At 38.4% G+C, this 24277-nt stretch carries 21 protein-coding genes and 2 tRNA genes (1 of these 23 cut by a window edge); 9 read left to right on the top strand and 14 right to left on the bottom strand.

Features of this window, described 5'->3' with window-relative positions:
• Nucleotides 1-51 precede the first annotated feature (51 nt).
• The gene (locus tag LV716_RS11470; protein WP_163417954.1) at nucleotides 52-423 is read left to right on the top strand and encodes a thiol-disulfide oxidoreductase DCC family protein; all 372 of its coding nucleotides are present in this window, start codon (nucleotides 52-54) and stop codon (nucleotides 421-423) included.
• An 11-nt stretch (nucleotides 424-434) separates the two neighbouring features.
• On the opposite strand, the gene LV716_RS11465 is transcribed toward LV716_RS11470, so the two are convergent.
• From LV716_RS11465 to LV716_RS11445, 5 genes are all read right to left on the bottom strand, one after another.
• Nucleotides 435-509 (bottom strand) — tRNA-Val (locus LV716_RS11465).
• Between the two features lie 33 nt (nucleotides 510-542).
• Nucleotides 543-953, bottom strand: a complete 411-nt coding sequence (locus tag LV716_RS11460; protein WP_163417953.1) for a 6-carboxytetrahydropterin synthase — start codon at nucleotides 951-953, stop codon at nucleotides 543-545.
• Between the two features lie 77 nt (nucleotides 954-1030).
• A complete protein-coding gene (locus LV716_RS11455) occupies nucleotides 1031-1741 on the bottom strand; it encodes a hypothetical protein (RefSeq protein WP_163417952.1) in 711 nt (236 codons plus the stop codon).
• Nucleotides 1742-1819: 78 nt separating this feature from the next.
• Complete coding sequence (locus LV716_RS11450) at nucleotides 1820-3235, bottom strand: RagB/SusD family nutrient uptake outer membrane protein (RefSeq protein WP_163417951.1); 1416 nt, start codon at nucleotides 3233-3235, stop codon at nucleotides 1820-1822.
• 11 nt (nucleotides 3236-3246) lie between these two features.
• Nucleotides 3247-6267, bottom strand: coding sequence for a TonB-dependent receptor (locus LV716_RS11445; protein WP_163417950.1), 3021 nt, complete (start codon nucleotides 6265-6267; stop codon nucleotides 3247-3249).
• Nucleotides 6268-6642: 375 nt separating this feature from the next.
• Here LV716_RS11445 and modA point away from each other — a divergent pair, with 375 nt between their 5' ends.
• The 4 genes from modA to LV716_RS11425 are packed head-to-tail and all read left to right on the top strand — an operon-like array spanning nucleotide 6643 to nucleotide 9356.
• Nucleotides 6643-7416 carry a molybdate ABC transporter substrate-binding protein gene (gene modA / locus LV716_RS11440; protein ID WP_163417949.1) on the top strand — a complete coding sequence of 258 codons (774 nt, stop codon included), beginning with the start codon at nucleotides 6643-6645 and terminating at the stop codon, nucleotides 7414-7416.
• Nucleotides 7409-7810 carry a molybdopterin-binding protein gene (locus LV716_RS11435; RefSeq protein ID WP_163417948.1) on the top strand — a complete coding sequence of 134 codons (402 nt, stop codon included), beginning with the start codon at nucleotides 7409-7411 and terminating at the stop codon, nucleotides 7808-7810. The genes modA and LV716_RS11435 overlap by 8 nt, the downstream gene beginning before the upstream one ends.
• The gene (gene modB, locus LV716_RS11430; RefSeq protein ID WP_163419429.1) at nucleotides 7810-8481 is read left to right on the top strand and encodes a molybdate ABC transporter permease subunit; all 672 of its coding nucleotides are present in this window, start codon (nucleotides 7810-7812) and stop codon (nucleotides 8479-8481) included. The genes LV716_RS11435 and modB overlap by 1 nt, the downstream gene beginning before the upstream one ends.
• Nucleotides 8478-9356, top strand: a complete 879-nt coding sequence (locus tag LV716_RS11425; RefSeq protein WP_163417947.1) for an ATP-binding cassette domain-containing protein — start codon at nucleotides 8478-8480, stop codon at nucleotides 9354-9356. The genes modB and LV716_RS11425 overlap by 4 nt, the downstream gene beginning before the upstream one ends.
• Nucleotides 9357-9441: 85 nt before the next feature.
• On the opposite strand, the gene LV716_RS11420 is transcribed toward LV716_RS11425, so the two are convergent.
• Both LV716_RS11420 and LV716_RS11415 read right to left on the bottom strand, forming a co-directional pair.
• The gene (locus LV716_RS11420) at nucleotides 9442-10287 is read right to left on the bottom strand and encodes an abortive infection family protein (protein ID WP_163417946.1); all 846 of its coding nucleotides are present in this window, start codon (nucleotides 10285-10287) and stop codon (nucleotides 9442-9444) included.
• 6 nt (nucleotides 10288-10293) lie between these two features.
• The gene (locus LV716_RS11415; protein WP_163417945.1) at nucleotides 10294-10503 is read right to left on the bottom strand and encodes a helix-turn-helix transcriptional regulator; all 210 of its coding nucleotides are present in this window, start codon (nucleotides 10501-10503) and stop codon (nucleotides 10294-10296) included.
• A gap of 166 nt (nucleotides 10504-10669) precedes the next feature.
• Between LV716_RS11415 and LV716_RS11410 the strand changes: the two genes are divergently transcribed.
• The gene (locus LV716_RS11410; protein WP_163417944.1) at nucleotides 10670-10846 is read left to right on the top strand and encodes a hypothetical protein; all 177 of its coding nucleotides are present in this window, start codon (nucleotides 10670-10672) and stop codon (nucleotides 10844-10846) included.
• A 141-nt stretch (nucleotides 10847-10987) separates the two neighbouring features.
• On the opposite strand, the gene LV716_RS11405 is transcribed toward LV716_RS11410, so the two are convergent.
• The 6 genes from LV716_RS11405 to nhaD all read right to left on the bottom strand — a co-directional run bounded on the left by LV716_RS11405 (nucleotide 10988) and on the right by nhaD (nucleotide 15768).
• Nucleotides 10988-11065, bottom strand: a tRNA-Val gene (locus tag LV716_RS11405).
• Between the two features lie 74 nt (nucleotides 11066-11139).
• Nucleotides 11140-12351, bottom strand: coding sequence for a folylpolyglutamate synthase/dihydrofolate synthase family protein (locus LV716_RS11400; RefSeq protein ID WP_163417943.1), 1212 nt, complete (start codon nucleotides 12349-12351; stop codon nucleotides 11140-11142).
• 4 nt (nucleotides 12352-12355) lie between these two features.
• Nucleotides 12356-13234, bottom strand: a complete 879-nt coding sequence (locus LV716_RS11395; RefSeq protein WP_163417942.1) for an energy transducer TonB — start codon at nucleotides 13232-13234, stop codon at nucleotides 12356-12358.
• On the bottom strand, nucleotides 13234-13620 hold the full coding sequence (locus LV716_RS11390) for a biopolymer transporter ExbD (protein ID WP_112377411.1): 387 nt from the start codon (nucleotides 13618-13620) through the stop codon (nucleotides 13234-13236). The genes LV716_RS11395 and LV716_RS11390 overlap by 1 nt, the downstream gene beginning before the upstream one ends.
• 9 nt (nucleotides 13621-13629) lie before the next feature.
• Nucleotides 13630-14322, bottom strand: coding sequence for a MotA/TolQ/ExbB proton channel family protein (locus tag LV716_RS11385; protein WP_163417941.1), 693 nt, complete (start codon nucleotides 14320-14322; stop codon nucleotides 13630-13632).
• A 57-nt stretch (nucleotides 14323-14379) separates the two neighbouring features.
• Nucleotides 14380-15768, bottom strand: a complete 1389-nt coding sequence (gene nhaD, locus LV716_RS11380) for a sodium:proton antiporter NhaD (RefSeq protein WP_163417940.1) — start codon at nucleotides 15766-15768, stop codon at nucleotides 14380-14382.
• Between the two features lie 248 nt (nucleotides 15769-16016).
• Here nhaD and LV716_RS11375 point away from each other — a divergent pair, with 248 nt between their 5' ends.
• The 3 genes from LV716_RS11375 (at nucleotide 16017) to LV716_RS11365 (ending at nucleotide 23464) form a co-directional block, all read left to right on the top strand.
• Nucleotides 16017-17159, top strand: coding sequence for an acyl-CoA dehydrogenase family protein (locus LV716_RS11375; RefSeq protein WP_163417939.1), 1143 nt, complete (start codon nucleotides 16017-16019; stop codon nucleotides 17157-17159).
• A 324-nt stretch (nucleotides 17160-17483) separates the two neighbouring features.
• Nucleotides 17484-21989, top strand: a complete 4506-nt coding sequence (gene gltB, locus LV716_RS11370; RefSeq protein ID WP_163417938.1) for a glutamate synthase large subunit — start codon at nucleotides 17484-17486, stop codon at nucleotides 21987-21989.
• Between the two features lie 8 nt (nucleotides 21990-21997).
• Entirely contained in the window at nucleotides 21998-23464 is a 1467-nt protein-coding gene (locus tag LV716_RS11365; protein ID WP_163417937.1) for a glutamate synthase subunit beta, read from the top strand.
• Between the two features lie 64 nt (nucleotides 23465-23528).
• On the opposite strand, the gene LV716_RS11360 is transcribed toward LV716_RS11365, so the two are convergent.
• Nucleotides 23529-24277 carry the final stretch of a T9SS type A sorting domain-containing protein gene (locus LV716_RS11360; RefSeq protein WP_163417936.1) on the bottom strand. The gene runs 985 nt beyond the window's last position, so the window shows 749 of its 1734 coding nt (coding positions 986-1734); the start codon falls outside the window, past its right edge; its stop codon occupies nucleotides 23529-23531.

Here is a 24277-nt window from a genome sequence, read left to right as displayed (position 1 = left end):
AAATGACTACGATTTTTTCTCGACCAAACCCCTGAACAATACATTTAGGTCATGGAAAAAAGTATTATCGTTTTTGATGGGGAGTGTAACCTTTGCAATGGAGTAGTAGGTTGGTTACTCAAGTTTGCTCCTGAAGACATCTTCCATTTTGTTCCTTTTCAATCTCCCACAGGTCAGGAATTATTACAACAACATGGCTTTTCAATGGACCAACTGGAAACTGTAATCCTTTTTGATGAAAACGGGAAACACACCCATTCCGATGGTTTTCTGAAGATTATCGCAAAAATACCCAAGTGGAAATTGGTGGCCGCTTTACTAGCGTTTGTTCCCAGAATAATCAGGGATACCATCTATAACCTTGCCTCCAAAAACCGAGTTAAATGGTTTGGAAAATCAAGAACCTGTACTGTAAGTTTTTAGGGGGAAATAAGTGGGTCATACTGGATTCGAACCAGTGACCTCTGCCCTGTCAAGGCAGCGCTCTAAACCAACTGAGCTAATGACCCCAATATCAAAAGTGCCGCAATATCGGAAAAAAGTTACCAATCTCCATATTCTGCAGAATTCTTTTGTGTTTCATGCAACGTTATGTGCAATAATTGTCCTTTTTGAAGTTTTGGCTTCAAAATATCATAGATAACTTTGACAAAATATTCTGTAGTCGGTAAAACCCCTTTAAATTCTGGACAATCAATATTCAGATTCTTATGATCGAATCTATTTTCCACTTCTTCTTTAATAAGTGTTCCCAAAACAGCCAAATCCATCACAAAACCCGTATCTGGGTCCACTTCTCCCCTGATTCTAACCTCTAATCCAAAATTATGACCGTGATAATTGGGACTATTGCATTTGCCAAAAACCTCAACATTTTTTGCATCGCTCCAGTTAGGGTTGTGCAACCTGTGCGCTGCATTGAAATGGGCTTTTCTGCAAATGGTAGCAATCATTCTACAAAAATAGGAAAAGCCTATTCTTCAAAAAAGGGATTGCATAAAATCTAAGGCTTATTCAACACGCGAGAAATTTAAAGCTTTATTAAGTTAGAATAAAACTTAAGTGTTTGAATCAAATCTTCCCTTGAATCGAATGTAAGTTTTTCTTGCTTCATGAACTTATCAATTTTTGATGCCTCAGTTCCAAAAAAAGATTTAAGTTCCTTCTTCTTTTGAGGAACCTTAACCATCTTACCTGATTTTTCACCTTTTAAGAAAAGTACGTAAAAAGCATCTGCCAAAGGAATAAATTTTGCGGGGACTGCTTGCTCATAACTACTTTTCATCGGTTTTGTTTTTTGATACTTTATTCTCGATCTGCTGAACAGTATAAAAAATTGACCAATGTACAGTTGCTCAAGAATCCCTTTTACAGAATCTCCGTTTTTATTTGAAATTTTTTTTGTTTCAAATATTCGTTCTGAGCCATCTAGAAGTTTGATGGTATAGTCTGTTTTTTTAGACAACCCAATGATTTCGTCCTTGTCTTTTTTGACTTCTATTGTATTCTCCAAGATGTCAAAACGGACCAAATAAGATTTCTGGATAGTATTGATCTTAGCGGGCACAAATTCTTCAAAAAGATATTTTGACCCTTCTACTCCATCATATTTTGGATTATTCAACTGTATAAAAAATTCGAGCTCGTTCAACTGTGCAGTTCCCGGTTGGGTTACTTGACCATTCACCATCCCCATTAAAAAAAGTATGGCCAAAGCTGAGAAAACTGTTTTTCTTATCATGTTATGTAAATTAAACAAGAGAAACCATCATAAGCATTTTACAAATGATGGTTTCATCTTCACGGTCAGTTATTTATCTTAAAAATTTCCTGGATTTTGCGTGATGTTGGGATTATTGGTGAGCTCATCATCCACAATAGGAAAAATAACCTTGTCTGCTCCAGGAGCGGACGCCGCTCCACCATCTGGGCGTAAGTTCCTATCGTTTCTTAGAAGATCCATTCTTCGCAACCCTTCAAAACAAAACTCTTTCCTTCTTTCTAAAAGAATAGCATCCAAATCCACAGTTGCCAAGTCAGCCAAGCCGGCTCTAGTTCTCACTGCATTCACATCATTTAAAGGAATATCCCCTATCGTGGTACCTCCTCTTAAATTAGCCTCTGCGCGCATCAGGTACATATCGGCCATGCGCAAAACCATACCATCAGATGCGTTGTTAACAATGTCTGGGTATTTTGATGTAAAAAAAGTATCGTTTCCCCCTGCATCAGTTGCCGCTACTGACAATTCATCAAATCTACGATCTCCAGGTTCTGCAGCGAACGCATCCAATAAATCTTGACTAAATGGTGCATCTCCCCTTCCGCCTGGAGCAGCATTATAAAAGTTTACATATACCTCATCGGATCCTGGCACGGATTCATCCTGCGGACCATCTGTAGGGGTATTGATTACCGAGAAAATGTTTTCGGGAGATGTTGGGTTATCGTCATAAAAATCAAAGTCGGGCACCAAAGCATATTCTCCAGAACTGATTACCTGATCGGCAAAAGTGGCAGCATTTGCCCAATCTTCACGATACAGATAAAATCTTGCGAGAAGCCCCCTAGCAGCACCTGCTTCAGCACGCTCTCCATTATCTTCTGGCAAACTTGCTACGGCATCCAAAAGATCCTGTTCTATTAAAGCATGTACTTCACTGACCGTAGAGCGTTCCAGCTGAAATTCTGAAATATCCACTTCTGGAGCATAAGGCGTAAGCACCAATGGAACACCTAGATTACTACCTCCATTAACTTGAAACGGTTGTGCAAAAAGGTTTACTAATTGAAAATAAGTCAACGCTCTTAAAAACTTGGCCTCGCCAATAAACTGTGCTTTTTCTTCTTCGGATAGATCCAATAAGTCGATATCTGGAAGATTTACAATGATATTATTGGCTGCTCCAATAAGTTCATATCCATCCAGCCAAATATTATCTATAGTCGTATTGGTAGCCAATGTTTCATATTGGTCAATTTCTTGTAAACTTGTAAAACTACCTACAAAATTTACATCATCGGCCATAAAATCTGAAATCAATTGGGGGTTACCATTTAGGTCACCACTTTGATTTTTACTGTAAATACCAACAACGGCTCCATTTATAGATCCACGGGTATCAAAAACAGTTGCTATTTCTACACTATCCTCGGGTGATACATCCAAACGGTCTTCGCATGAAAGGAAAATACCCATGCCCAAGAAAAATATGATTATTTTATATATATTCATTTCTATTATAATTAAAAGGTTAGTCTTGCTCCTATTAAGTATGATTTTGCCTGCGGTGCGGTAAAGAAAGATTCTCCCTGAAACCTTGGGTCGATATCATCCGTAACTTCTGGGTCTATCCCATCCATTTCGTCTTTTTTGAGCGTAAACAGGTTCGTGGCTGTGGCGTAGAACCGTACACCAGAAAACAATCCACCTAATTTCTCCAAAGTTTCACTGGGCATGTTGTAACCCAATGTCACGTTTTTGATACGCAGATAAGATGCGTCCAATTGCTGTTGTGTAGAACGCTGGTTAAAAGGATTAAAGGTTGAGCTATTTGGACTTGGCAAGAATGCATTGTCCCCGGGTTGTCTCCAAATATTCAGGTTTCTTTTCCTCACATTTACAATTCCTCCAATAGCGTCTGCACCATCGGCAAATCGCAATCCATCAATGACAACATCGTTTCCATAGGAATAGTTCATCAACACTGATAAATCAAAATCCTTGTAGCGGAACGTGTTCGTCATACCTCCGGAAAAGTCTGGCAAGGGACTTCCCGTTACAACACGATCTCCGGAATTGGGTGTTGTTGTAATATTTCCATCGGCATCCAACCATTCGGCATCACCGGTTTGTGAATTGACCCCAACATACCTGATCAAGAAGAAATTATTCAAGGACTCCCCTTCAATTGCCCGTTGTATAGGACCATCTATAATTCTTCTTCCTTGTGCATCGGTAGCGGCATCCTCATTCAGCTGAGTTATTGTATTCTCTATTGTTGTGATATTGAAACTAGTTCTCCACTCAAAGTTTTCGGTCAACACATTGATGCTGCTTACATCAAACTCCCAACCCTTATTTTCCAATTCTCCAATATTCCTACTGATGAATCGAAGTCCGGTTTGCGGAGGAAGCACTTGGTTCAACAGCAAGTCGCTAGTGGTCTTTTTAAAGTAAGACACATTGAAGTTTAACCGCCCAGCTAAAAACGTAGATTTTAAACCGATGTCCAAGGTTTCACTTTCTTCCCATTTTAAATCTGGATTTGGTGGTTGATTTGGAACTACACCAGATTCACCATTGTAATCGCCAAATCCTCCAGCATTAAACAAGCCCAACGAAGGAAAAGTACCCAATCTGTCATTTCCAACTGTTCCAATACTAGCGCGTAGGGACAGATAATCTATAAAAGACACGGAATCCATAAAAGCCTCATCAGAAACAATCCACCCTGCAGCAACCGACCAGAAGTATCCAAAACGGTTATTGACACCGAATCTAGATGAACCATCTCGTCTAAGGGAACCTTCTACCAAGTACCTTCCTTTGTAGTCATAGGAAGCTCTTGAGAAAAGCCCGAACAATCGCGATGGGAAACGGTCTCCATTTAGCACAGCAGGTGTTGAACCCGAACCTAAATTTCTAAGTCCATCCGTTAGAAATCCTGTGGATGTTACATTTAACCTTGTTCTTAAGGTTTCTTCATAGTTCAATCCCAATAAGATGTTCAAGCTGTGGTCTTCATCTAGATTTGGCGTATAGTTAAGGGTTTGGTTGGTCAACCATCTTTCTTCCCTAACACTCACTACTTGTCCCAGGCCACCAGGGGTATTAAATTCGGCTTCCCTTGTAGTTTCTTCAACACTTAGCCAATCCATACCAAATTCTGAACGCCAAGTAAGTCCTTCAAAAGGAGTGATTTCGGTAAATGCATTACCAATGACCCTAAAGGTCTTAAGTTCCCTATCATCCAAAGCAACCCTAGCAAATATGTTAGGGATAAAAGATCCAGATTGTAAAAAGTTACCTTCATCATCAAATGCACGTACCACCGGACTTTGTAAAAAGGCAGTTGTAAAAGGAGCATCAATTTCATTTTCCACAAAAACCCGGGCAAGGCGGTTATTCGTAATTCCCAAGTTCATTCCAGCCTTTAGCCAGTTGGTAACATCAGAATCTATATTTATTCTGGCCCCTGTACGTTGTTGATCGTTTCCTATGACAAAACCTTGTGCATCTTGAAAATCCAATCCAAAGAAATAGGATGTCTTTTCTCCGCCGCCACGTACACCTAGATTATAATTTTGTGATACTCCTGTACGTTGCACACCTGCCAACCAATCCGTTCCACCAGACCCAATAGCGCCTAGTCCTAAATCTTCTGGGGAAGTTGGAGTGCCATTTTGGATAGTAGCAATTTCGGATTTCCATTGTCTGAACTCATCCGCACTCAGAATATCTGGCACATCGGTTGATTCTGTGAATTGTGTACTCACATCCAATGTTAATTGTGCCTTGGAATTACGTCTACCTTTTTTTGTTGTGATCAAGATAACCCCATTAGCACCCCTAGACCCATAAATTGAAGTCGCTCCAGCATCTTTTAATACCGTTAACGATTCTATATCATTTGGATTCACATAGGAAAGTGGATTGATATCCGTATTACCACCCCTATTCAAGGTATTGCCTTCGGTATCTGTAACCGGAACCCCATCAATAACGATCAAAGGCTGACTCCCTGAGTTTATAGAGTTGACACCTCGCACCCGAATAACAGCAGCAGACCCCAAAACCCCGGAAGCATTTACAATTTGTGTACCTGCGCTTTGCCCTTGTAATAATTGATCGGCAGAAACCACTTGAAGATTTTCAATGGCCTCTTCTTTTACAATACCAAGATTCTGGATTATTTTTCTTTCTTCTTGATTACCATAACCGATTACCACGACTTCTTCCAACTGGGAGGCATCTTCTTCCATTTGGATATCAATCGTATTTTGACTGCCTATGGTGCGTTGAATTGTTCTTTGTCCCAAGTAGGTATAGACCAAAATTTGTCCTACATCGGCATTAATGGTGTAAAAACCATCAAAATCTGACTGCGTGCCGTTGGACGTTCCCTGAACAACAATATTGACACCAGGCAGTGGTACTCCCGTCTGATCGGTTATCGTACCTGTAATTGTTTTTTCTTGAGATTGTGCGGATGTCATAAAAAACAACATGACCACGAGCATCCCCAATAGCTTTTTTACTTTCATAGAGTTAAAAGTTTTGTTAGTAATTAAATGAGTTAGCGCAACTGAGAAAGGAAGGCGGGAGAACGTGTTTGACAGCTAATTCAAATAATACTCCCTAGTACGAAAACAAAACTTAATGGAAAGTTTTTAGTTATATGGTAGCAAGGCATCTCACCGCCTTACCTTTACAATTGCAGTGACAAAAAAATTGTTTTGGGGTGCAACAGGGGTTGTTTCCGATAAGGGTTTACGGAAAGAATAATCGGGTAGCTTTACCTATTTGTTTATAAATCCAATAATATAGCTTACCATAAAAGAGATAAGCGTACAAAGATGTAAATTAGAAGTTCATATGTAAGACTGATATTATAATCCTAAGTGTACCTATAAAAAGAAATGAGATTTCCCAGCTCTTTACTATATTTTGTTCTAGGGTTGTTCCTTTGGATGCTGTTGGGGTGCAATAATCACGGTACAAGTGAAAAAATTACCATTGCGACCGCAGCAAATATGCGCTATGCCATAGAAGATCTTGCCAAGGTTTTTACGAAAGAAACAGGTATTCAATGTGATTTGGTAATTAGCTCCTCCGGGACCTTAACGGCACAAATAAAAGAAGGGGCACCATATGATGTATTCATTTCTGCGGATACAAAATACCCAAATGACCTTTTTAACAGCGGACTAACTACAAATCCTCCTAAAACGTATGCCTATGGAAAGTTGGTACTATGGACACTGAAGAAACATACAGTACCCTCTATATCAATTTTAAGTGATAACAGTATTGAGCACATTGCCATTGCAAATCCTAAAATTGCGCCTTATGGCAAAGCTGCAACATCGGTATTGAACTATTATAAGCTTTTGGATAAAATTGAAGATAAACTGGTATATGGAGAAAGTATATCGCAAACAAACCAGTTTATACTATCGGGCTCGGCAGAATTGGGATTCACTTCCATTTCCGTAGTTTTGGCACCAGAGTTAAAGGAAAAGGGTACTTGGATCGAGCTGGACAATCATCTTTATGAACCAATAGCGCAGAGCGTGGTTCTAATAACCCATAAAAAAGCGAATTCAAATTCAGCCAAAAAGTTTTATGATTTCTTATTCAGCAAGAAAGCAAAGGAAATTTTGAAAAACTTCGGATATTCGGTAGATGAATAGTTTAGCTGGACATATAACCGATATAAAAGTGCACGGAAGCCTGTCGTTGGTTACAATAGGTTTGCCCAAAAAAGTTACAATACAAAGCATCGTTATAGAAACTCCGGAAACTGCTTCTTACCTTCAAATGGGCAAACCTGTAAAAATACTTTTTAAAGAGACCGAAGTTGTTTTAGGAAGCAACGAAAACCATCTCATTAGTCTGCAGAACAGAATACAGGGTATCATTATGGAAATTGAAAGAGGGGAGCTATTGACAAAAGTTACCATCAATTCCCTTGCTGGAAAGCTAACAGCTATAATCGGCACGGATTCCAGTAACCAATTAGGTTTAAAAAAAGAAGACGAAGTTATCGCCATGGTCAAGTTGAACGAAATCATGCTTTCAGAATGATTGATTGGAGCCCATTAATACTGACCTTTGAGCTAGCAGCAGTGACCACTATAGTTTTATTGGTGATATCTGTTCCTTTATCGGCATGGCTCGCCAACTCCAAATCAAAGGTCAAACCTATTATAGAGACTTTGGTAAGTATGCCACTTGTACTACCGCCAACCGTTTTGGGGTTTTATTTTTTAATGGCCTTTAGTCCAAATAACGCTTTTGGCGAATGGATCAATGAATGGTTGGGAATTAAACTGGTTTTTTCATTTCCAGGACTTGTCATTGCTTCAATACTGTACAGCTTACCCTTTATGGTGCACCCTGTTCAATCTGGCCTGGCCAGTCTCCCAGTCTCAATTAAAGAAGCGGCTTATGTAATGGGAAAATCAAAATTAACAACGTTGTTCAGAGTTCAACTCCCAAATATTAAACCCTCGTTATTAACGGGCATCATACTTTCTTTTGCCCATACAGTTGGAGAGTTTGGCGTTGTGCTCATGATCGGGGGTAATATTCCCGGAAGGACAAAAGTGGCTTCCATTGCAATTTATGACGAAGTAGAAGCATTGAATTATGGGGCGGCCAATTTTTATTCCATGATTCTGTTTGCGATAACCTTCTTTATATTGCTGGCGGTTTATCTGGTTAATGGAAAACACCTGAAAAAGCTAGGGAGATGATCGTATTGGATATTGACAAAAAATTACTGGCTGCCGATGGGGAAATGCACCTTGGACTCAATCTCACCCTAGAGAAGGGGAAATTAATTACGTTGTACGGAGAATCGGGCGCTGGGAAAACCTCTACACTGCGATTATTATCGGGATTAATGAGGCCCGATCGTGGTAAAATTATTGTAAACGGAAAAACATGGTTCGATTCCGATAAAAAAATCTATCTACCACCGCAGAAAAGAAACATAGGCTTTGTTTTTCAAGATTATGCCCTATTTCCAAATATGACCGTACTTGAAAATCTTGAATTTGCCTTGGCCAAGGGCGAGGATAGGAAAAAGTTAGCAGGCTTAATTGAAATGATAGAACTTGGAACGTTACAACATAGAAAACCTGAAACCTTGTCCGGCGGACAAAAACAAAGGGTCGCTTTGGCCAGAGCTTTAGCGGAAAATCCAGATATTTTGTTGCTGGATGAACCATTGGCCGCATTGGATATCAAAATCCGGCTAAAACTACAGGACTATATTCTAAGGGTTCATCGCGAATTTAATCTTACCACCCTGCTTATAAGTCATGATATTGGTGAAATCATCAAGCTATCCGATCATGTTATTTTTTTGGAGAAGGGAAGTGTCGTACGTCAGGGAAATCCAGACGAATTGTTTATAAACCGAAGTGTTAGTGGAAAATTTAAGTTCACTGGTGAGATTCTTAAAATAGAACAGCAGGAAATAGTCTACATTGCTACAGTGCTTATACAAAACAGCGTGGTAAAAGTGATTTTACAAGATTCGGAAATCCAACAGTTGCATGTTGGGGACAAAGTAGTCGTAGCTGCTAAAGCATTTAATCCTATTCTTTATAAAATTGAGGTTTAGACATCGATTGAAACCGACTGAAAATAGTGTCCTTTATTATTATGATTACTAAAATGTTGGTAACTCGATAGGGTTATCAATATTTTTAAAAAGGCAAGTCATCCCAATCAGCTCCTTCCATCTTACGTTTTTCTTCTTCTCGTTTGTTCTTCCTTTCCATCTCTTTTTCAATTGATTCTACGAACTTTATTGTATTTGTTACATTATTAAAAATCAAAATACTTTCTGAATAATTCAAAATTGGGTTATCGTGTGCAAAACTTCTATTATTTCGAATATCATTAAACGCTTCTAAAACGTGAATAGAATATTTTAAGATTCTTTCAGCCATTTGCGATTCAATTTCACCTTTTGATACAACATACTTTACATACTTCCCAAACAATGAATTCAAGGGTTCGTCTTTCTTAATTTCTATTGTGTGATTTTCACATAATTGACGTATTAACTTCATCAAATAGGTATGCAATCTATCCAAAGCTGTTTCAGGTTCGTTTTTCTCAATACTTTCTTTTATAGACTTTGCAAGTAGAGTAAAATCTCTGTCGTAATCAAACTCTTTAATAGCTTCAATCTCTTCTACAATAATTTCTTTTTTAAGTCTTTCAGTAATTTTCAAACATTTTTCATGCAAGTTTTCATTAGAAATTTCAAATCCATATTCTCCTATTTGAGCTTTTGTTAACCAGTAATCCAACAAATCGCTTAAAAGCAATGAAACACGATGATTTGATTCTTCTTTGAAGAATGCCCTTAATCTGTTTGCTTTTGAACCACTTTCATAATCATATTTGGAATCGTAGATATCAATTTTTAAACTATCATAAATAAATTCTTGAAATGTTCTATTCGAAAAATCCATAACATATCCAGACCTCATATCAAATAGTCTTTCAATTATTAATTTTTCTTTATAGCTTAAATCAGCCAAAACACTTTAATTCTTTGTTGAAACAAGTAATTCCCTCACATCTACGCCTAAAACATTAGCTACTTGAAACAAGTTTTCAATTCTTGGCTGCATATCATTTCTACACCATTTTGAAATAGTATTTGTATTCATATCCAATTCATCCGCCAGCCAATTATTGGTTTTTCCATTTTCAGCTAGAACTGCTTTAATTCTATTATAAACTGGTTTACCCATAGTAAATGCTATGATTCAACAGTAAAAATAATCAAGAAAAACAAATGTTTTAAGTATTAAAATATGCTTTTTTAGGAGATTTAAAAACTTTTATATAACTTTGAAATGCTTTTAAGGGAGACAAATAGACCTTTAAAGTTTTTTAATAGAATTTGATAACATAATTATGAGCATTCGTTACACAAAAGCAGAACTTGAACAAGTTGTTTATGCACAATTGGAAAACCTTAATGCAATACACGATTTATTGAGTATTATGAAACACCAAAATGAATTGTTGGAAAAAGCCAACAAGAAATTGAAAAATGAAATTTCTGATTTCAAACAAAATATGTACTCGTAGTTCAAAAAGGAAAGAACCAAACATTAGTGTTTGAAAAAGGACATCACTTCGATGTTTATTACTTGATAAAACAGAAAAATGGGTTTACGATAAAACAGCATTAAATAAAAAAGCCTTCGATTTTATCGAAGGCTTTAATCTTGGTGGGCGCTGAGGGATTCGAACCCCCGACCCCCTCGGTGTAAACGAGGTGCTCTGAACCAACTGAGCTAAGCGCCCTATTTCATTTTCCCAAACGGGAGTGCAAATATAGCATCATTTTTCGTTTACCAAAAAGAAAAAACATAAAATATCTAAACCACTTCTGCAACTACGAATGTGCTTCCTCCCACATACACTAAATCATCAGGTTTTGCATTTTTTTTGGCCTTTTCCAATGCTTTTCCAACCAATTTAAACGTTTCTCCTTCTAAATAAAATTTAGCAGCAGCAGCTTTTAATGCTTTTGCTTCCAAGCCCCTAGGTATGTTGGGTCGTACAAAATAATATTTTGCGTTTTTTGGAAAAAGTGAGAGTACAGTATCTAGATTCTTATCATTTACAAAGCCCAGTACAAAATGTACTTGTGAAAATTCAAGTTTATTGATTTGTTCTAGCACCAATCCCAGTCCTTCCTTATTATGGGCGGTATCGCATATAGTTTTAGGATGCTCGCCCAAAACCTGCCATCTACCCAATAACCCGGTATTTTCGACAACATTCCTCAATCCTTTCCTTATATGCTTTTCCTTAATTTTAAATTCCTTTAATTCTTTTAATACGGCAACTACACCCTTACTATTTTTTTTCTGATAACTTCCAAGCAAGTCTGTTTCGTAGTTTTTTGTATCCATTTCCTCTGCGAAAGTTATCTCAGCATTCTTTTGGGCCGCAATAAGCTTAAAGATACCCTCTGTTTCGGGTTGTTTTTCACTAATAATTACTGGAACTCCTTTCTTTATGATTCCTGCTTTTTCCAAAGCGATTTTCTGTAAAGTATCACCCAAAATCTGAATATGGTCCAGCCCTATGTTCGTGATGAGCGAAACTTCAGGAACTATAATATTCGTAGAATCCAATCTTCCTCCCAAACCAACTTCAACAACGGCGATATCAACCTTTTCCTCCGCAAAGTAGCTAAAGGCCATACCTACGGTCATTTCAAAAAAAGAAAGCTTATTTTCTTTTAAGAAAGGTTCATGGGTTTTTATAAAATCCTTTACGTAGTCTTCGCTTACTTTTTTCCCGTTAATTTTAATCCGCTCCCTGAAGTCTTTGAGATGTGGAGAAGTGTATAGTCCTACTTTATAGCCTGCTTCCTGCAGAACCGAGGCGAGCATATGACTGCTGGACCCTTTCCCATTGGTGCCTGCCACATGTATACTCTTAAATTTCTTTTCGGGATTTCCCAGTAATTCTGTAAAAAAAAGAATATTATCCAACTTGTCCTTATAGGCAACAGCTCCTTTTTGTTGGTACATTGGGAGTTGCTGGAACATCCAGCTCAACGTTTCTTTATAAGTCATGGGGCTATTGACCTAGCTTAAAATTGACGACCACAAAGCCTATTTGTTGTGAAGGAGCATTCGAGTCAAGGTTCCATTTATGTTTCTCAGCAGTCTCTTTCGCTGGCTTTAATAAACACGGAGCATTATTAGTAGTGCCTTTAACCCCTGGAGTAGCCTTTATGACGCTTCCATTACGATCAACAACAATTCTAACAACTACACGACCTTCTTCGTTGCATTGTTGCTGTACTTTTCCTTGAGTGACCAATGAACGACCATTCAATCCATAACCACCTGTTCCGCTTCCACTGCCTGGACTACCGTAATAACTAGTAGCATATGGGTCACCATCTGGCTGCCCTTTGTCACCTGCCCTATTGTCATCGCCTTCGCTTCCTGTGGTCGTGCCATCAGATTTTCCAATGCCTCCTATTAGAGCATCAAGGCTTTTTTTCTTCGCCTCTTGTTCTTGCCTTTTCTGTTCTTCTGCCTGTTTTTTTTCTCGTGCTATGCGATCGGCTTCTGCTTTTGCCTTTTTTGCAGCTTCATCAGCTTTTCGTTTCGTTTCCTTCTGCTGATTGATTTTTATGGTTTCCTCAGATTCATTCGTCAAAACTTCTTCCACAGGTTTGTTTTCGGCGGCTTCCTGCTCCTCTACTTGTTCCGGAATTTCTTCGGCTGGTTTTACCTGTTCTTCTTGTGGCTCTGAACGGACTTTTTCCTTAGGCTGTACTTCGCCAATACCAAAGTCCATGGTGCCAAAGTTTATCGCAATACCGTTTTCAATAGGAGGGTCCATATACGTTAACCCTATATAAAAAAGCAATAGCAACAGTACGCTTAAAAGAAAAGTTGTAAGCGTGAATGATTTTTTCTTGTGTCTCGTATCTAAAAATGACATTATTTTGGCCGCACAGCCAAGATAACCTTGTAACTATTTCTATTGGCAATGTCCATAACGTTTACAGCTTCTTTAATCGCTACGCTTTCTTCTGCCCTTAGAATGATTGTTGGCTTTTCTTGACCTTCAAGTGCCTTTTTTAGTTCAATTTCTATGTATTCCTCGTTTATTCTCTCGTTATTCACAAAATATTCCAGATTCTTGTTTATGGTAACCGATACATTCTGTGTGTTTGTAGATTTACCCTTAGCTTTTGGCAATAATAAATCCAAAGCATTGGGCGCATTGGAAGTAAGCATGAAAAACACCAACAACAAGAACACGATATCCGTCATTGAAGACATGCTAAACTCTGGACTGACCTTATTTCTTCCTTTTAATTTCATTTTGAAATCCTAGATAGGTTCGTTCAATAAATCCAAAAACTCAACTGCATTGGCCTCCATTTTGTGAACCACTTTATCAGTTCTGTTCACCAAATGATTGTAACCAATATAAGCTATGATTCCCACTACCAAACCTGCAACCGTTGTAGTCATCGCCGTATAGATACCAGAGGCCAATGACCCCATTTCAGCCTGACCGCCGCTACTGGCCATTTCATGGAACGCCAAAATCATACCAATTACGGTTCCCAAGAAACCAATCATTGGAGCAGCCCCTGCTACCGTTGCCAAAACACTTACATTTTTTTCCAACTTGTATACTTCAAGGGTTCCTGCGTTTTCAATGGCGGTGTTGATATCATCCAGTGGTTTCCCAATTCTGGAAACACCCTTTTCCGTCAACCGTGCCACAGGTGAGTCGGTCTGGGCACACAATAATTTTGCCGCTTCCAGCTTGCCGCTCATGACATGATCACGAATCTGGTTCATGAAATTTTTATCGATTTTTGAAGCGGCCTTTATAGCAAAAATCCGTTCAAAGTAAATGTAGAGTGCCGTAAAAAGAAGAACGAAAAGCACCGCTATAATTATAATACTCCCTGTTCCTCCATCAACTATCAAATCAATAACAGAAAGGGTTTTTTCTTCTGACATGGATGCACCCAAATCAGCCCCTTCTTCTAAATCTTGAAAAAAAACCATATAAAATCCCCAATTTAAGTTGCAATAATAACGGAGATTTTTGACCTAAAGTATTTTTTAGAAAAAATATCGCATTACTATAAAGCAAATAGCTCCTGAGATAAATCCAATAAAAGCCAACCAAGCTATTTTCTTTAGATACCAAAAGAAGTCTATTTTTTCCATACCCATGGCCACAACTCCAGCGGCAGAACCAATAATCAACATACTTCCACCGGTTCCCGCAGAATAGGCTATAAAATGCCATAAAGGATTATCCTGAGGTTCTGAGAACATCCCCAAACTTGCCGCTACTAAAGGAACATTATCTATTACTGCGGAGCCTATTCCAAGTAGAATGACCACTAAGTCAGAAATCTGTGTACCTGCTATTTCGGTTCCTAGTAAGGGCATACCTTGTTTTAGGCTATCTGCGAAATTAAACAACAGTCCCAAAGATTCCAATGCGGCCACGGCCATAAGAATTCCTAAGAAGAATAATATACTGGGCAACTCAATTTTAGTCAATGCACTATGTACAGGACCGCTGTGAGAACCAGCATCACTATCAATATCCACTGATGAGATGGTAATTTTCGAATTACTATAAATTTCAGCAAAAGTGGCGACTACGGCCAATGAAAGCATCATACCTACATATGGTGGCAAATGTGTTACCGTTTTAAAAATTGGAACAAATACAATGGCACTAAGGCCCAAGTACAGCATCTTGGCCCCATAGCTGGATTTAGGTCCACCATTATCCTCATCAAAATCAATTTCTCCTTTGAAAGCTGGTAGAAATGATGCTATAAAAGTCGGTACCAACATACATAGTAAAGAAGGTAATAATAAATAACCTATTAGCTTTCCTGTGGTTACTTTATCACCTATCCATAACATGGTCGTGGTAACGTCACCAATTGGAGACCAAGCTCCACCGGCATTAGCAGCAATTATAATTAAACCTGCATACCATAGCCTATCATTTCGCTCCCTAACAATTTTTTGCAAAATGGATATCAATACAATAGTAGCCGTAAGGTTATCAATAATGGCCGAAAGAATAAATGCTAAAAACGCAAAAATCCATAATATTCTTCGTTTGCTTCTTGTCTTGATAAATGATTTGATAGTTGCAAAACCGTCAAAGTAATCTATGATTTCCACAATGGTCATGGCCCCTAAAAGAAAAACCAAGATTTCTGAGGTTTTACCAAGGTGATGCAATAATGACTCTTCCAGAATATGCATTTTATCTTCATGCCCCAATGCTGAAAATCCCTCGACCAGTCCATGTTTGGCAGAATCAAACCATGAGGAAAAACCATCTATACCAAAGGCCATCATGGCCCATAAAATAGCCATCATTGCCAAAGCAGGGATTAGCTTATCTATTTTTAAAGTATGCTCTAAGGTTATGGCAAGGTAGCCGAGAACAAATATGATAATTAGAATGGTCTCCATTATTCAGTTGGTTTATTTATATGAAACTTTAGTTCTATTGTTAGGTACAATCCACTTCGCTAAAGATATTCAAAATGAAATTTCCCTCATAATCTAAATCTTATAAATTATTCGCAAAAAAATGTATCAGATCATTGAATAAAAGAAACCAAAATCATTGAATCATTCTCATTTTCAGGAAGTATTTTTCAGAAAATTACCATCTTAAAGCTATATTTGCAGTCTATTTTTAATTATTTCTCAGTTTTATGGAATTTAAACTTTCTGAAGAGCAGTTAATGATACAACAAGCTGCAAAAGATTTTGCACAAAATGAACTATTACCAGAAGTAATAGAACGGGATGACGCTCAAAAATTCCCGACTGAACAGATTAAGAAGATGGGAGAGCTCGGTTTTATGGGCATGATGGTGAACGAGAAATATGGAGGCAGTGGATTGGATACGCTCTCTTATGTTTTGGTCATGGAAGAATTGTCCAAAGTAGATGCTTCTGCTTCGGTAGTTGTGTCTGTCAACAATTCTTTGGTATGCTGGGGGCTGGAAACCTATGGAACTGAAGAGCAGAAACAAAAATATCTAACCAAATTAGCTTCGGGAGAAATCATAGGAGCCTTTTGCCTATCAGAACCTGAGGCAGGGAGCGATGCTACATCCCAAAAGACCACAGCAATAGATAAAGGTGACCATTACATCTTAAACGGTACTAAAAACTGGATCACCAACGGTAGTACTGCAGAAGTGTATCTAGTAATTGCCCAAACCGATGTCGCAAAAGGCCACAAAGGAATAAATGCACTTATTGTAGAAAAAGGAATGGAAGGTTTTGAAATTGGCCCTAAAGAAAATAAGCTGGGGATTCGGGGCAGTGATACCCATTCTTTAATTTTCAATGATGTTAGCGTACCTAAAGAAAATAGAATAGGCGAAGATGGTTTTGGATTTAAGTTTGCCATGAAAACATTAGCAGGCGGCAGAATTGGAATCGCAGCGCAAGCCTTGGGTATAGCTGCAGGTGCCTACGAGCTTTCAAAAAAATATGCAAAAGAGCGAAAAGCATTTGGGACAGAAATTGCAAATCACCAAGCTATTGCTTTTAAACTTGCAGATATTCACACTAAAATTCAAGCTGCTCGTCATTTAGTGTACCAATCGGCTTGCGATAAGGACAATGGAGATGATTATACCCTTTCTGGTGCCATGGCAAAACTATACGCTTCGGAAATTGCTATGGAAACTGCTGTAGAAGCAGTTCAGATTCATGGTGGCAATGGTTTTGTAAAAGACTATCATGTAGAACGAATGATGCGAGATGCAAAAATTACCCAGATTTATGAGGGAACTTCCGAAATTCAAAAAATTGTTATTTCCCGAAGTATTCTAAAAGACTAGCTAAATTCAAATAACACCTAAAAACAACCCCCTACCAAAATTGGGGGTTTAGTTTTTATTATGATTCTTTTAACACCTTGCACGCTCTTTTTTGTAAGGTATCAAAACTTGAAAAGGTTAAAAAAATCGATTATCCCCATTATTTTCCATAGAGCGACATCCGTTTAAATTGGTTTTGAGATAATCTTAATTTAACATTGCTTAAATTTTCGTTTTAAATATATTTCAAGTCTTTTATACTAAAGCTATTGATTTATCTGAATAATATTCAAAACCTTGATGTATTGTCATCTAAAATGATATTTTTGAGAAAATACCATAAAGATGACGTTAGAAAAACAAGGTTTGTACCTACCTGAATTTGAACATGATAATTGCGGCGCAGGTTTTATTTGTAGTCTAAAAGGAAGAAAGTCAAATGACATTATACATAAGGCACTCGAAATCCTGGATAAGCTAGAACATAGAGGGGCAGTTAGCTCTGATGGTAAGACAGGTGATGGTGCGGGAATCCTAATAGATATACCCCACGATTTCTTCACGGAAGTATGCAAGTTCAGCTTGCCAGAAGCCGGAGAATATGCGGTAAGCAATGTGTTTTTACCGCAAAAGGAAAATCAACGAAATTTTTGCATTGCGAAACTAGAAGAAAATATAAAAAAACAGGGGCTACAATTATTAGGTTGGCGTGATGCCGCTGTAAATCGGTCCGTTCCGGGAAGAATTGCCTCAGAAACAGAACCTTTTGTAAAACAAGTTTTTATTGGTAAAGGTGAAGCACTGGACGATTTCCAATTCAACCTTAAGCTCTTCATCGCAAGAAAGACTACGGAGCATGCAATCATCAAAAGCAAGCTTTCGCAGAATAAATTCTTTTACCTACCTAGCCTTTCTACAAAAATTATAATCTTCAAAGGATTATTGGTCCCACAGGACATCAGTAGATATTACGAAGACCTCTTGGACCCTAGGGTTGTTACGCGTTTGGCTTTGGTGCATCAGCGATTCTCCACCAATACTTTTCCAACATGGGATTTGGCACAACCATTTAGGTACATGTGCCATAACGGGGAAATAAATACCTTAAGGGGAAATGTGTCCCGAATGCGCTCCAGAGAAGAATTGCTCAAAAGTGATTGGTTTGGCGATGACATAAAAAAAATCCTTCCAATAGTACTTCCAGGAAAGTCGGATTCAGCTAGCATGGACATGGTCGTAGAATTATTACTTATGACAGGACGTTCGTTACCCGAGGTGATGATGATGTTAGTACCGGAAGCATGGGAAAAAAATACAGAAATGTCCGAATCTAAACGAGCATTTTACGAATATAATTCGTGTCTTATGGAACCTTGGGACGGTCCAGCATCCATTCCTTTTACGGATGGAAATTACATTGGCGCCGTTTTGGACAGGAACGGGTTACGCCCATCTAGATATTCTGTGACCAAAAAAGGGTACGTGATCATGTCTTCAGAAACTGGAGTAGTCGAGTTGGAGCCAGAAGACATTGAATTCCATGGAAGACTTGAACCTGGAAAAATGTTCTTGGTCAATATGGAAGAAGGCCGTATCGTAAATGATGAAGAAATAAAAGAATCTGTTGCTAAAAAGCATCCCTATAAAAAATGGTTGAAAAATAATCTCGTTCACTTAAAGGATATTCCATACAATGATTGCCCGGTTTTTTACGGGGAATTCCCTTTAGAAACCAGACGTGCCGCTTTTGGATATACGTTAGAGGATATCAATACCATTATTTTACCCATGGCAAAAAATGCCAAGGAACCTATTGGTTCCATGGGATCAGATACACCAATCGCTGTTTTATCGGAACGCCCACAATTGCTTTACAATTATTTTAAGCAATTATTTGCTCAGGTCACCAACCCGCCACTAGATGGAATTAGGGAGGAACTAATTACGGACATTAGTCTTACGTTGGGAAGTGATCAAAATATTTTCGACATCACGGAACTGAACTGTAGAAAACTAAAAATTCAAAACCCGGTTATTTCAAAAGAGGACCTTGATAAAATAAAGAACTATGATGTAAGTCCAGATTATAAGGTAATATCCATTTCAATACTATACGAAGTAGCCAAAGGTCATAATGGTCTGGAGAACGCTCTGGAATCAATTTTGGACAAAGCTTCAAAAGCTATTGACGAAGGAGCTAACATTATCATCTTATCAGATAGAATGGTGAGTACTGAAATGGCTGCGATTCCTGCACTTTTGGCCTGTTCTTTCGTTAATAGTGGATTGAGCAAGTTGGGCAAACGCTCTAAACTTAGCATCATTATCGAATCTGCAGAGCCCCGAGAAGTACATCACTTTGCATTATTGTTCGGCTTTGGCGCTAGCGCCATCAATCCTTATTTGGTCAACGAAATCATAGGACAACAAATTCAAGAAAATGATATTACAGAATACACTTTTGATGAAGCCATAAAAAATTATAATAAGGCCGTTGGGAAAGGTATCCTAAAAGTGATGAACAAAATTGGAATTTCAACATTGAATTCTTACAGAGGTTCCCAATTATTTGAATGTATAGGTATTAATACCAAAGTCGTCGATAAATATTTTCCAAATACACCAACACGTATTCAAGGAATAGGACTATATGAAATTGAAAAAGAAATAACCAAACGGCATAAAAAAGCATTTGACAAACAACAGTTAGCAGCAAATCTTGATATAGAAATTGGAGGAGAGTACCGTTGGAGAAGAGATGGTGAAAAACACATGTTTAACCCTGTAAGTATAGCCAAGCTTCAAAAATCCGTTAGAAACAATGAACCGGAAACTTATAAAGAATACTCTAAACTGGTCAACAAGCAATCAAAAAACTTAATGACCATTAGGGGACTGTTCGAGTTTTCCAATTATGATCCAATTCCAATTGAAGAAGTAGAACCCTGGACCGAGATTGTTAAACGGTTTAAAACGGGTGCTATGTCTTACGGAAGTATAAGTAAGGAAGCCCACGAAAATCTTGCTATTGCCATGAACCGGATTGGTGGAAAGAGCAATTCAGGTGAAGGCGGGGAGGATTCGGCCCGTTTCTATAAAAATCAGACAGGCGATTGGAAAAATAGTGCCATCAAACAGGTAGCTTCGGGTAGATTTGGGGTAACCTCCAATTACTTGACCAATGCCAAAGAGATTCAAATTAAAATGGCACAAGGCGCAAAGCCAGGAGAAGGTGGACAATTACCTGGCCCAAAAGTAAATCCAGAGATTGCAAAGACAAGGAATTCTACCCCTTATGTAGGCCTAATTTCCCCACCGCCGCATCACGATATTTATTCCATAGAGGATTTATCACAATTGATATATGATCTGAAATCAGCCAATAGAGAGGCACGAGTCAATGTAAAACTAGTTTCCGAAGTTGGCGTAGGTACCGTTGCTGCCGGAGTTTCCAAAGCGAAAGCAGATGTCATTCTAATTTCTGGCTTTGATGGTGGTACCGGAGCATCTCCCCTTACTTCTTTAAAACACGCCGGACTCCCATGGGAATTGGGAATTGCGGAAGCGCAACAAACTCTAGTCTTAAACGATTTAAGAAACCGTATCGTACTTGAATGCGATGGACAGCTAAAAACTGGTAGAGATGTAGCTATTGCATGTCTTTTGGGTGCCGAGGAATTTGGATTTGCCACAGCACCTCTGGTTGCATCAGGATGTGTAATGATGCGTGTTTGCCACCTAAATACATGCCCTGTAGGCATTGCCACCCAAAACCCAGAACTCCGTAAAAAATTCAAGGGTAAACCAGAGCACGTTGTCAACTACATGTATTTTGTGGCTCAGGAATTACGAGAAATCATGGCTAAACTTGGCTTTAGGACCATTAACGAAATGGTAGGCCAAGTCCAGAAACTCGATAGAAAAAAAGCCATAGAACATTATAAAGCTGCCGGTATCGATTTAAGCCCCATACTTTATCAAGTGGATGTTCCAGAAGGTACTGCCTTTCATAATACAACACAGCAAACGCACCATATTGAAAATTCGATTGAATTTGATATTATCGCAAAGGCACACCCCGCATTGTTTCGAAAAGAAAAAATATCACTCGATTTCCCTATTCACAATACGGACAGGGCCGTTGGGGCAATAATCAGTAACGAAATTTCAAAAATCTATGGTGCCGATGGTCTACCGGACAACACGTTAAAACTAAATTTTACAGGTTCAGCTGGACAAAGTTTTGGTGCATTTGCCACTAAGGGACTTACAATGATAGTTAATGGAAATACCAATGATTATTTGGGAAAAGGTCTTTCTGGGGCAAAGTTAATTATCAAAGTTCCTTATAAATCGACTATAAAACCTGAAGAAAACATCATTACCGGTAATGTAACGCTATACGGAGCAACCTCTGGTGAAGCCTACATAAATGGTAAAGCCGGAGAGCGCTTTTGTGTAAGGAACTCAGGTGCAAAAGCCGTTGTAGAAGGTATTGGTGATCACGGTTGCGAGTATATGACTGGGGGTATTGCAGTTATTCTAGGAGAAGTTGGAAGAAACTTTGGTGCAGGAATGAGTGGTGGTATTGCTTATGTACTGGATAGAGATAAATCGTTCAAAAGACGCTGTAATGGAGAAACATTGAATCTATTGCCTATAGAAGAGGAACAAGATATAGCTCAGCTAAAGGAACTTGTTGAAAATCATTATAACGCCACATTGAGTCCATTGGCGCAAGACATTTTGGAAAAGTGGGAAGACTACTTACCAAAATTTATAAAAGTATTTCCAGAAGAATACCGTCAAGCACTAATACGATTGGAAAAAGAAAAATTACAAACTTTATAATTTGAGACATGGGAAAGACGACTGGGTTTATGGAGTTTGACAGGAAAGACGAAGCATATGCTCCTGTTAAAGAAAGAATTAAAAATTACAAGGAATTTACTGTTCCTTTAAAAGAAAAAGAATTAAAAAATCAAGGTGCTCGCTGTATGGACTGTGGTATACCATTTTGCCATAGTGGTTGTCCCTTAGGAAATCTAATTCCAGATTTTAATGATGCCGTCTATAGTGGTAAATGGGAAAAGGCCACAAAGATTCTTCATTCTACCAATAACTTTCCCGAGTTTACTGGTAGACTTTGCCCTGCTCCGTGTGAAGAAGCATGTGTATTGGGCATCAATGAAGACCCCGTTTCCATTGAAAATATAGAGAAGAATATTGTTGAGACTGCATTTAAGAACGGTTGGATAACACCGGAATTACCATCTAAGAGAACAGATAAAAAAATTGTTGTTGTAGGTTCTGGACCCGCAGGGTTAGCAGCTGCCCAACAATTGAATAGAGCGGGACATTTAGTAACCGTTTTAGAACGTGATGAAAAAATTGGAGGACTATTACGGTATGGTATCCCAGATTTTAAAATGGAAAAAAACGTCATTGACCGAAGGCTTGAAGTCATGAAACAAGAAGGAATCATATTCAAGACCGGTGTTCATGTTGGTGTTGATGTCAATGCAGATGACCTTAAAAATGATTTTGATGCTATTGTCCTTTGCGGTGGAGCAACAATAAGAAGAAAGCTTCCCATACCCGGTTCTGATTTAAAAGGAGTGGTACAGGCAATGGATTTTCTTCCCCAAAACAATAGAAGAGTCGATAATATACCATTTAACGGAGAAGAGCTCATAGCAACAGGGAAAAAAGTAATCGTCATTGGCGGTGGTGATACCGGCTCTGATTGCATCGGCACTTCCATTCGACATGGCGCAGTTTCTGTTACAAATTTCGAAATTATGCCCAAAGCTACTTCGGACAGACCTGAAAATCAGCCATGGCCATTTTGGCCTATGCGTTTGCGAACCAGTTCCTCACATAAGGAAGGAGCAGAACGTATTTTTAGTATTTCTACGAAAAAATTCATTGGTGACGAAAACGGAAACCTCAAAGGTTTGCTTACTTCTGAAGTTTACTGGGAGAAAAAAGTAGGAGAAAGACCAATTCTAAAAGAGGTTGAAGGTTCGGAAAAAGAATGGGAATGCGATTTGGCATTATTGGCATTGGGATTCACAGGTTCTGAAACTACCATTGCAAATCAGTTGGGATTGGAGATGGATTCCAGAACGAATATAAATGCATCTGCAAGAGACTACAAAACAAATGTTCCTGGGGTTTTTGTAGCTGGGGATCAACGAAGAGGACAATCATTGATAGTTTGGGCAATATCAGAAGGAAGACAGGCTGCACACCACATAGATGCCTATTTAATGGGAAAATCAAACTTACCCCTAAAAGGAGATGGTGATTTACCTAGAGTCTAAAACCAAAGGTACTTTAAAACAAAAACTCCCGGAAGCTATGTTCTGGGAGTTTTTTAATTAATGGTTATCGTATTATTAATCGGTGTGTCTCTGTCTTATCCGATGCTATCATTTTTAGGAAATATAACCCAGCCGGATATTCTTCTACATTAAAAGAGGTACCAATCCTATAATTTCCAGTGTGAACAATTTTACCTTCGGTCGTAATTAATTGAATACGCACTTCCTGATAGTTTTCATTCTCTAAACGAAAAGTTGAGTTTGTTGGGTTTGGATAGAAAAGGGTTTGATATGGTTTCTCATTAAGCACATCAAAAAGTTCAAAATCTTCAGGCAATCTTGTTTGCAATGGTATTGGTACGGATTGAAACTCATAAGCTCCTATATCAAATTGGCTTCCCACGGGTCTTGTTGCATTATCTATATCAAAAATAATCCCTTGAGAGGTAAGGCTTGACCCTCCATCAACAAGAGCTGAGCCCATAGAAGCAGGACTAAAATCATTGTTTAAAACATCTGTTAGACCCAAGGTATCGATCTGCCTTGTCATGATATTAGAATAAATATTGGTCAACAAACTATCTCTTGTAACTTTCTCGTTAAAGTCGAAATAACTTTCCTGATTCTGTTTCCAAGTATTTCCTCCTTCAAAATCATATCCCGGATCCACTACCAAGTTGTTTATAAAATAAGAAGGCACTTGACTTTGATTATTATATAGATTGACCGGATCAGCAGGATGTAAAATTGTTGTATTATAATGGACCCCTGCTCTTTCTGGTTCTATTATGGTATTGTTTGCAACATAATACC

It is taken from the genome of Flagellimonas sp. HMM57, assembly GCF_021390175.1.
Lineage (GTDB): Bacteria > Bacteroidota > Bacteroidia > Flavobacteriales > Flavobacteriaceae > Flagellimonas.
This window is presented reverse-complemented; position numbering and strand designations above follow the sequence as displayed.

Bases quoted from the DNA above. Each gene is read 5' to 3' on its own strand.
- gltB (WP_163417938.1), top strand. From the start codon at position 17,484: ATGACGTTAGAAAAACAAGGTTTGTACCTACCTGAATTTGAACATGAT.
- modA (WP_163417949.1), top strand. From the start codon at position 6,643: ATGAGATTTCCCAGCTCTTTACTATATTTTGTTCTAGGGTTGTTCCTT.
- LV716_RS11415 (WP_163417945.1), bottom strand. From the start codon at position 10,503: ATGGGTAAACCAGTTTATAATAGAATTAAAGCAGTTCTAGCTGAAAAT.
- LV716_RS11375 (WP_163417939.1), top strand. From the start codon at position 16,017: ATGGAATTTAAACTTTCTGAAGAGCAGTTAATGATACAACAAGCTGCA.
- LV716_RS11450 (WP_163417951.1), bottom strand. From the start codon at position 3,235: ATGAATATATATAAAATAATCATATTTTTCTTGGGCATGGGTATTTTC.
- LV716_RS11435 (WP_163417948.1), top strand. From the start codon at position 7,409: ATGAATAGTTTAGCTGGACATATAACCGATATAAAAGTGCACGGAAGC.
- LV716_RS11470 (WP_163417954.1), top strand. From the start codon at position 52: ATGGAAAAAAGTATTATCGTTTTTGATGGGGAGTGTAACCTTTGCAAT.
- LV716_RS11395 (WP_163417942.1), bottom strand. From the start codon at position 13,234: ATGTCATTTTTAGATACGAGACACAAGAAAAAATCATTCACGCTTACA.
- LV716_RS11400 (WP_163417943.1), bottom strand. From the start codon at position 12,351: ATGACTTATAAAGAAACGTTGAGCTGGATGTTCCAGCAACTCCCAATG.
- nhaD (WP_163417940.1), bottom strand. From the start codon at position 15,768: ATGGAGACCATTCTAATTATCATATTTGTTCTCGGCTACCTTGCCATA.
- LV716_RS11385 (WP_163417941.1), bottom strand. From the start codon at position 14,322: ATGGTTTTTTTTCAAGATTTAGAAGAAGGGGCTGATTTGGGTGCATCC.
- LV716_RS11460 (WP_163417953.1), bottom strand. From the start codon at position 953: ATGATTGCTACCATTTGCAGAAAAGCCCATTTCAATGCAGCGCACAGG.
- LV716_RS11425 (WP_163417947.1), top strand. From the start codon at position 8,478: ATGATCGTATTGGATATTGACAAAAAATTACTGGCTGCCGATGGGGAA.
- LV716_RS11455 (WP_163417952.1), bottom strand. From the start codon at position 1,741: ATGATAAGAAAAACAGTTTTCTCAGCTTTGGCCATACTTTTTTTAATG.
- LV716_RS11410 (WP_163417944.1), top strand. From the start codon at position 10,670: ATGAGCATTCGTTACACAAAAGCAGAACTTGAACAAGTTGTTTATGCA.
- LV716_RS11445 (WP_163417950.1), bottom strand. From the start codon at position 6,267: ATGAAAGTAAAAAAGCTATTGGGGATGCTCGTGGTCATGTTGTTTTTT.
- LV716_RS11390 (WP_112377411.1), bottom strand. From the start codon at position 13,620: ATGAAATTAAAAGGAAGAAATAAGGTCAGTCCAGAGTTTAGCATGTCT.
- LV716_RS11365 (WP_163417937.1), top strand. From the start codon at position 21,998: ATGGGAAAGACGACTGGGTTTATGGAGTTTGACAGGAAAGACGAAGCA.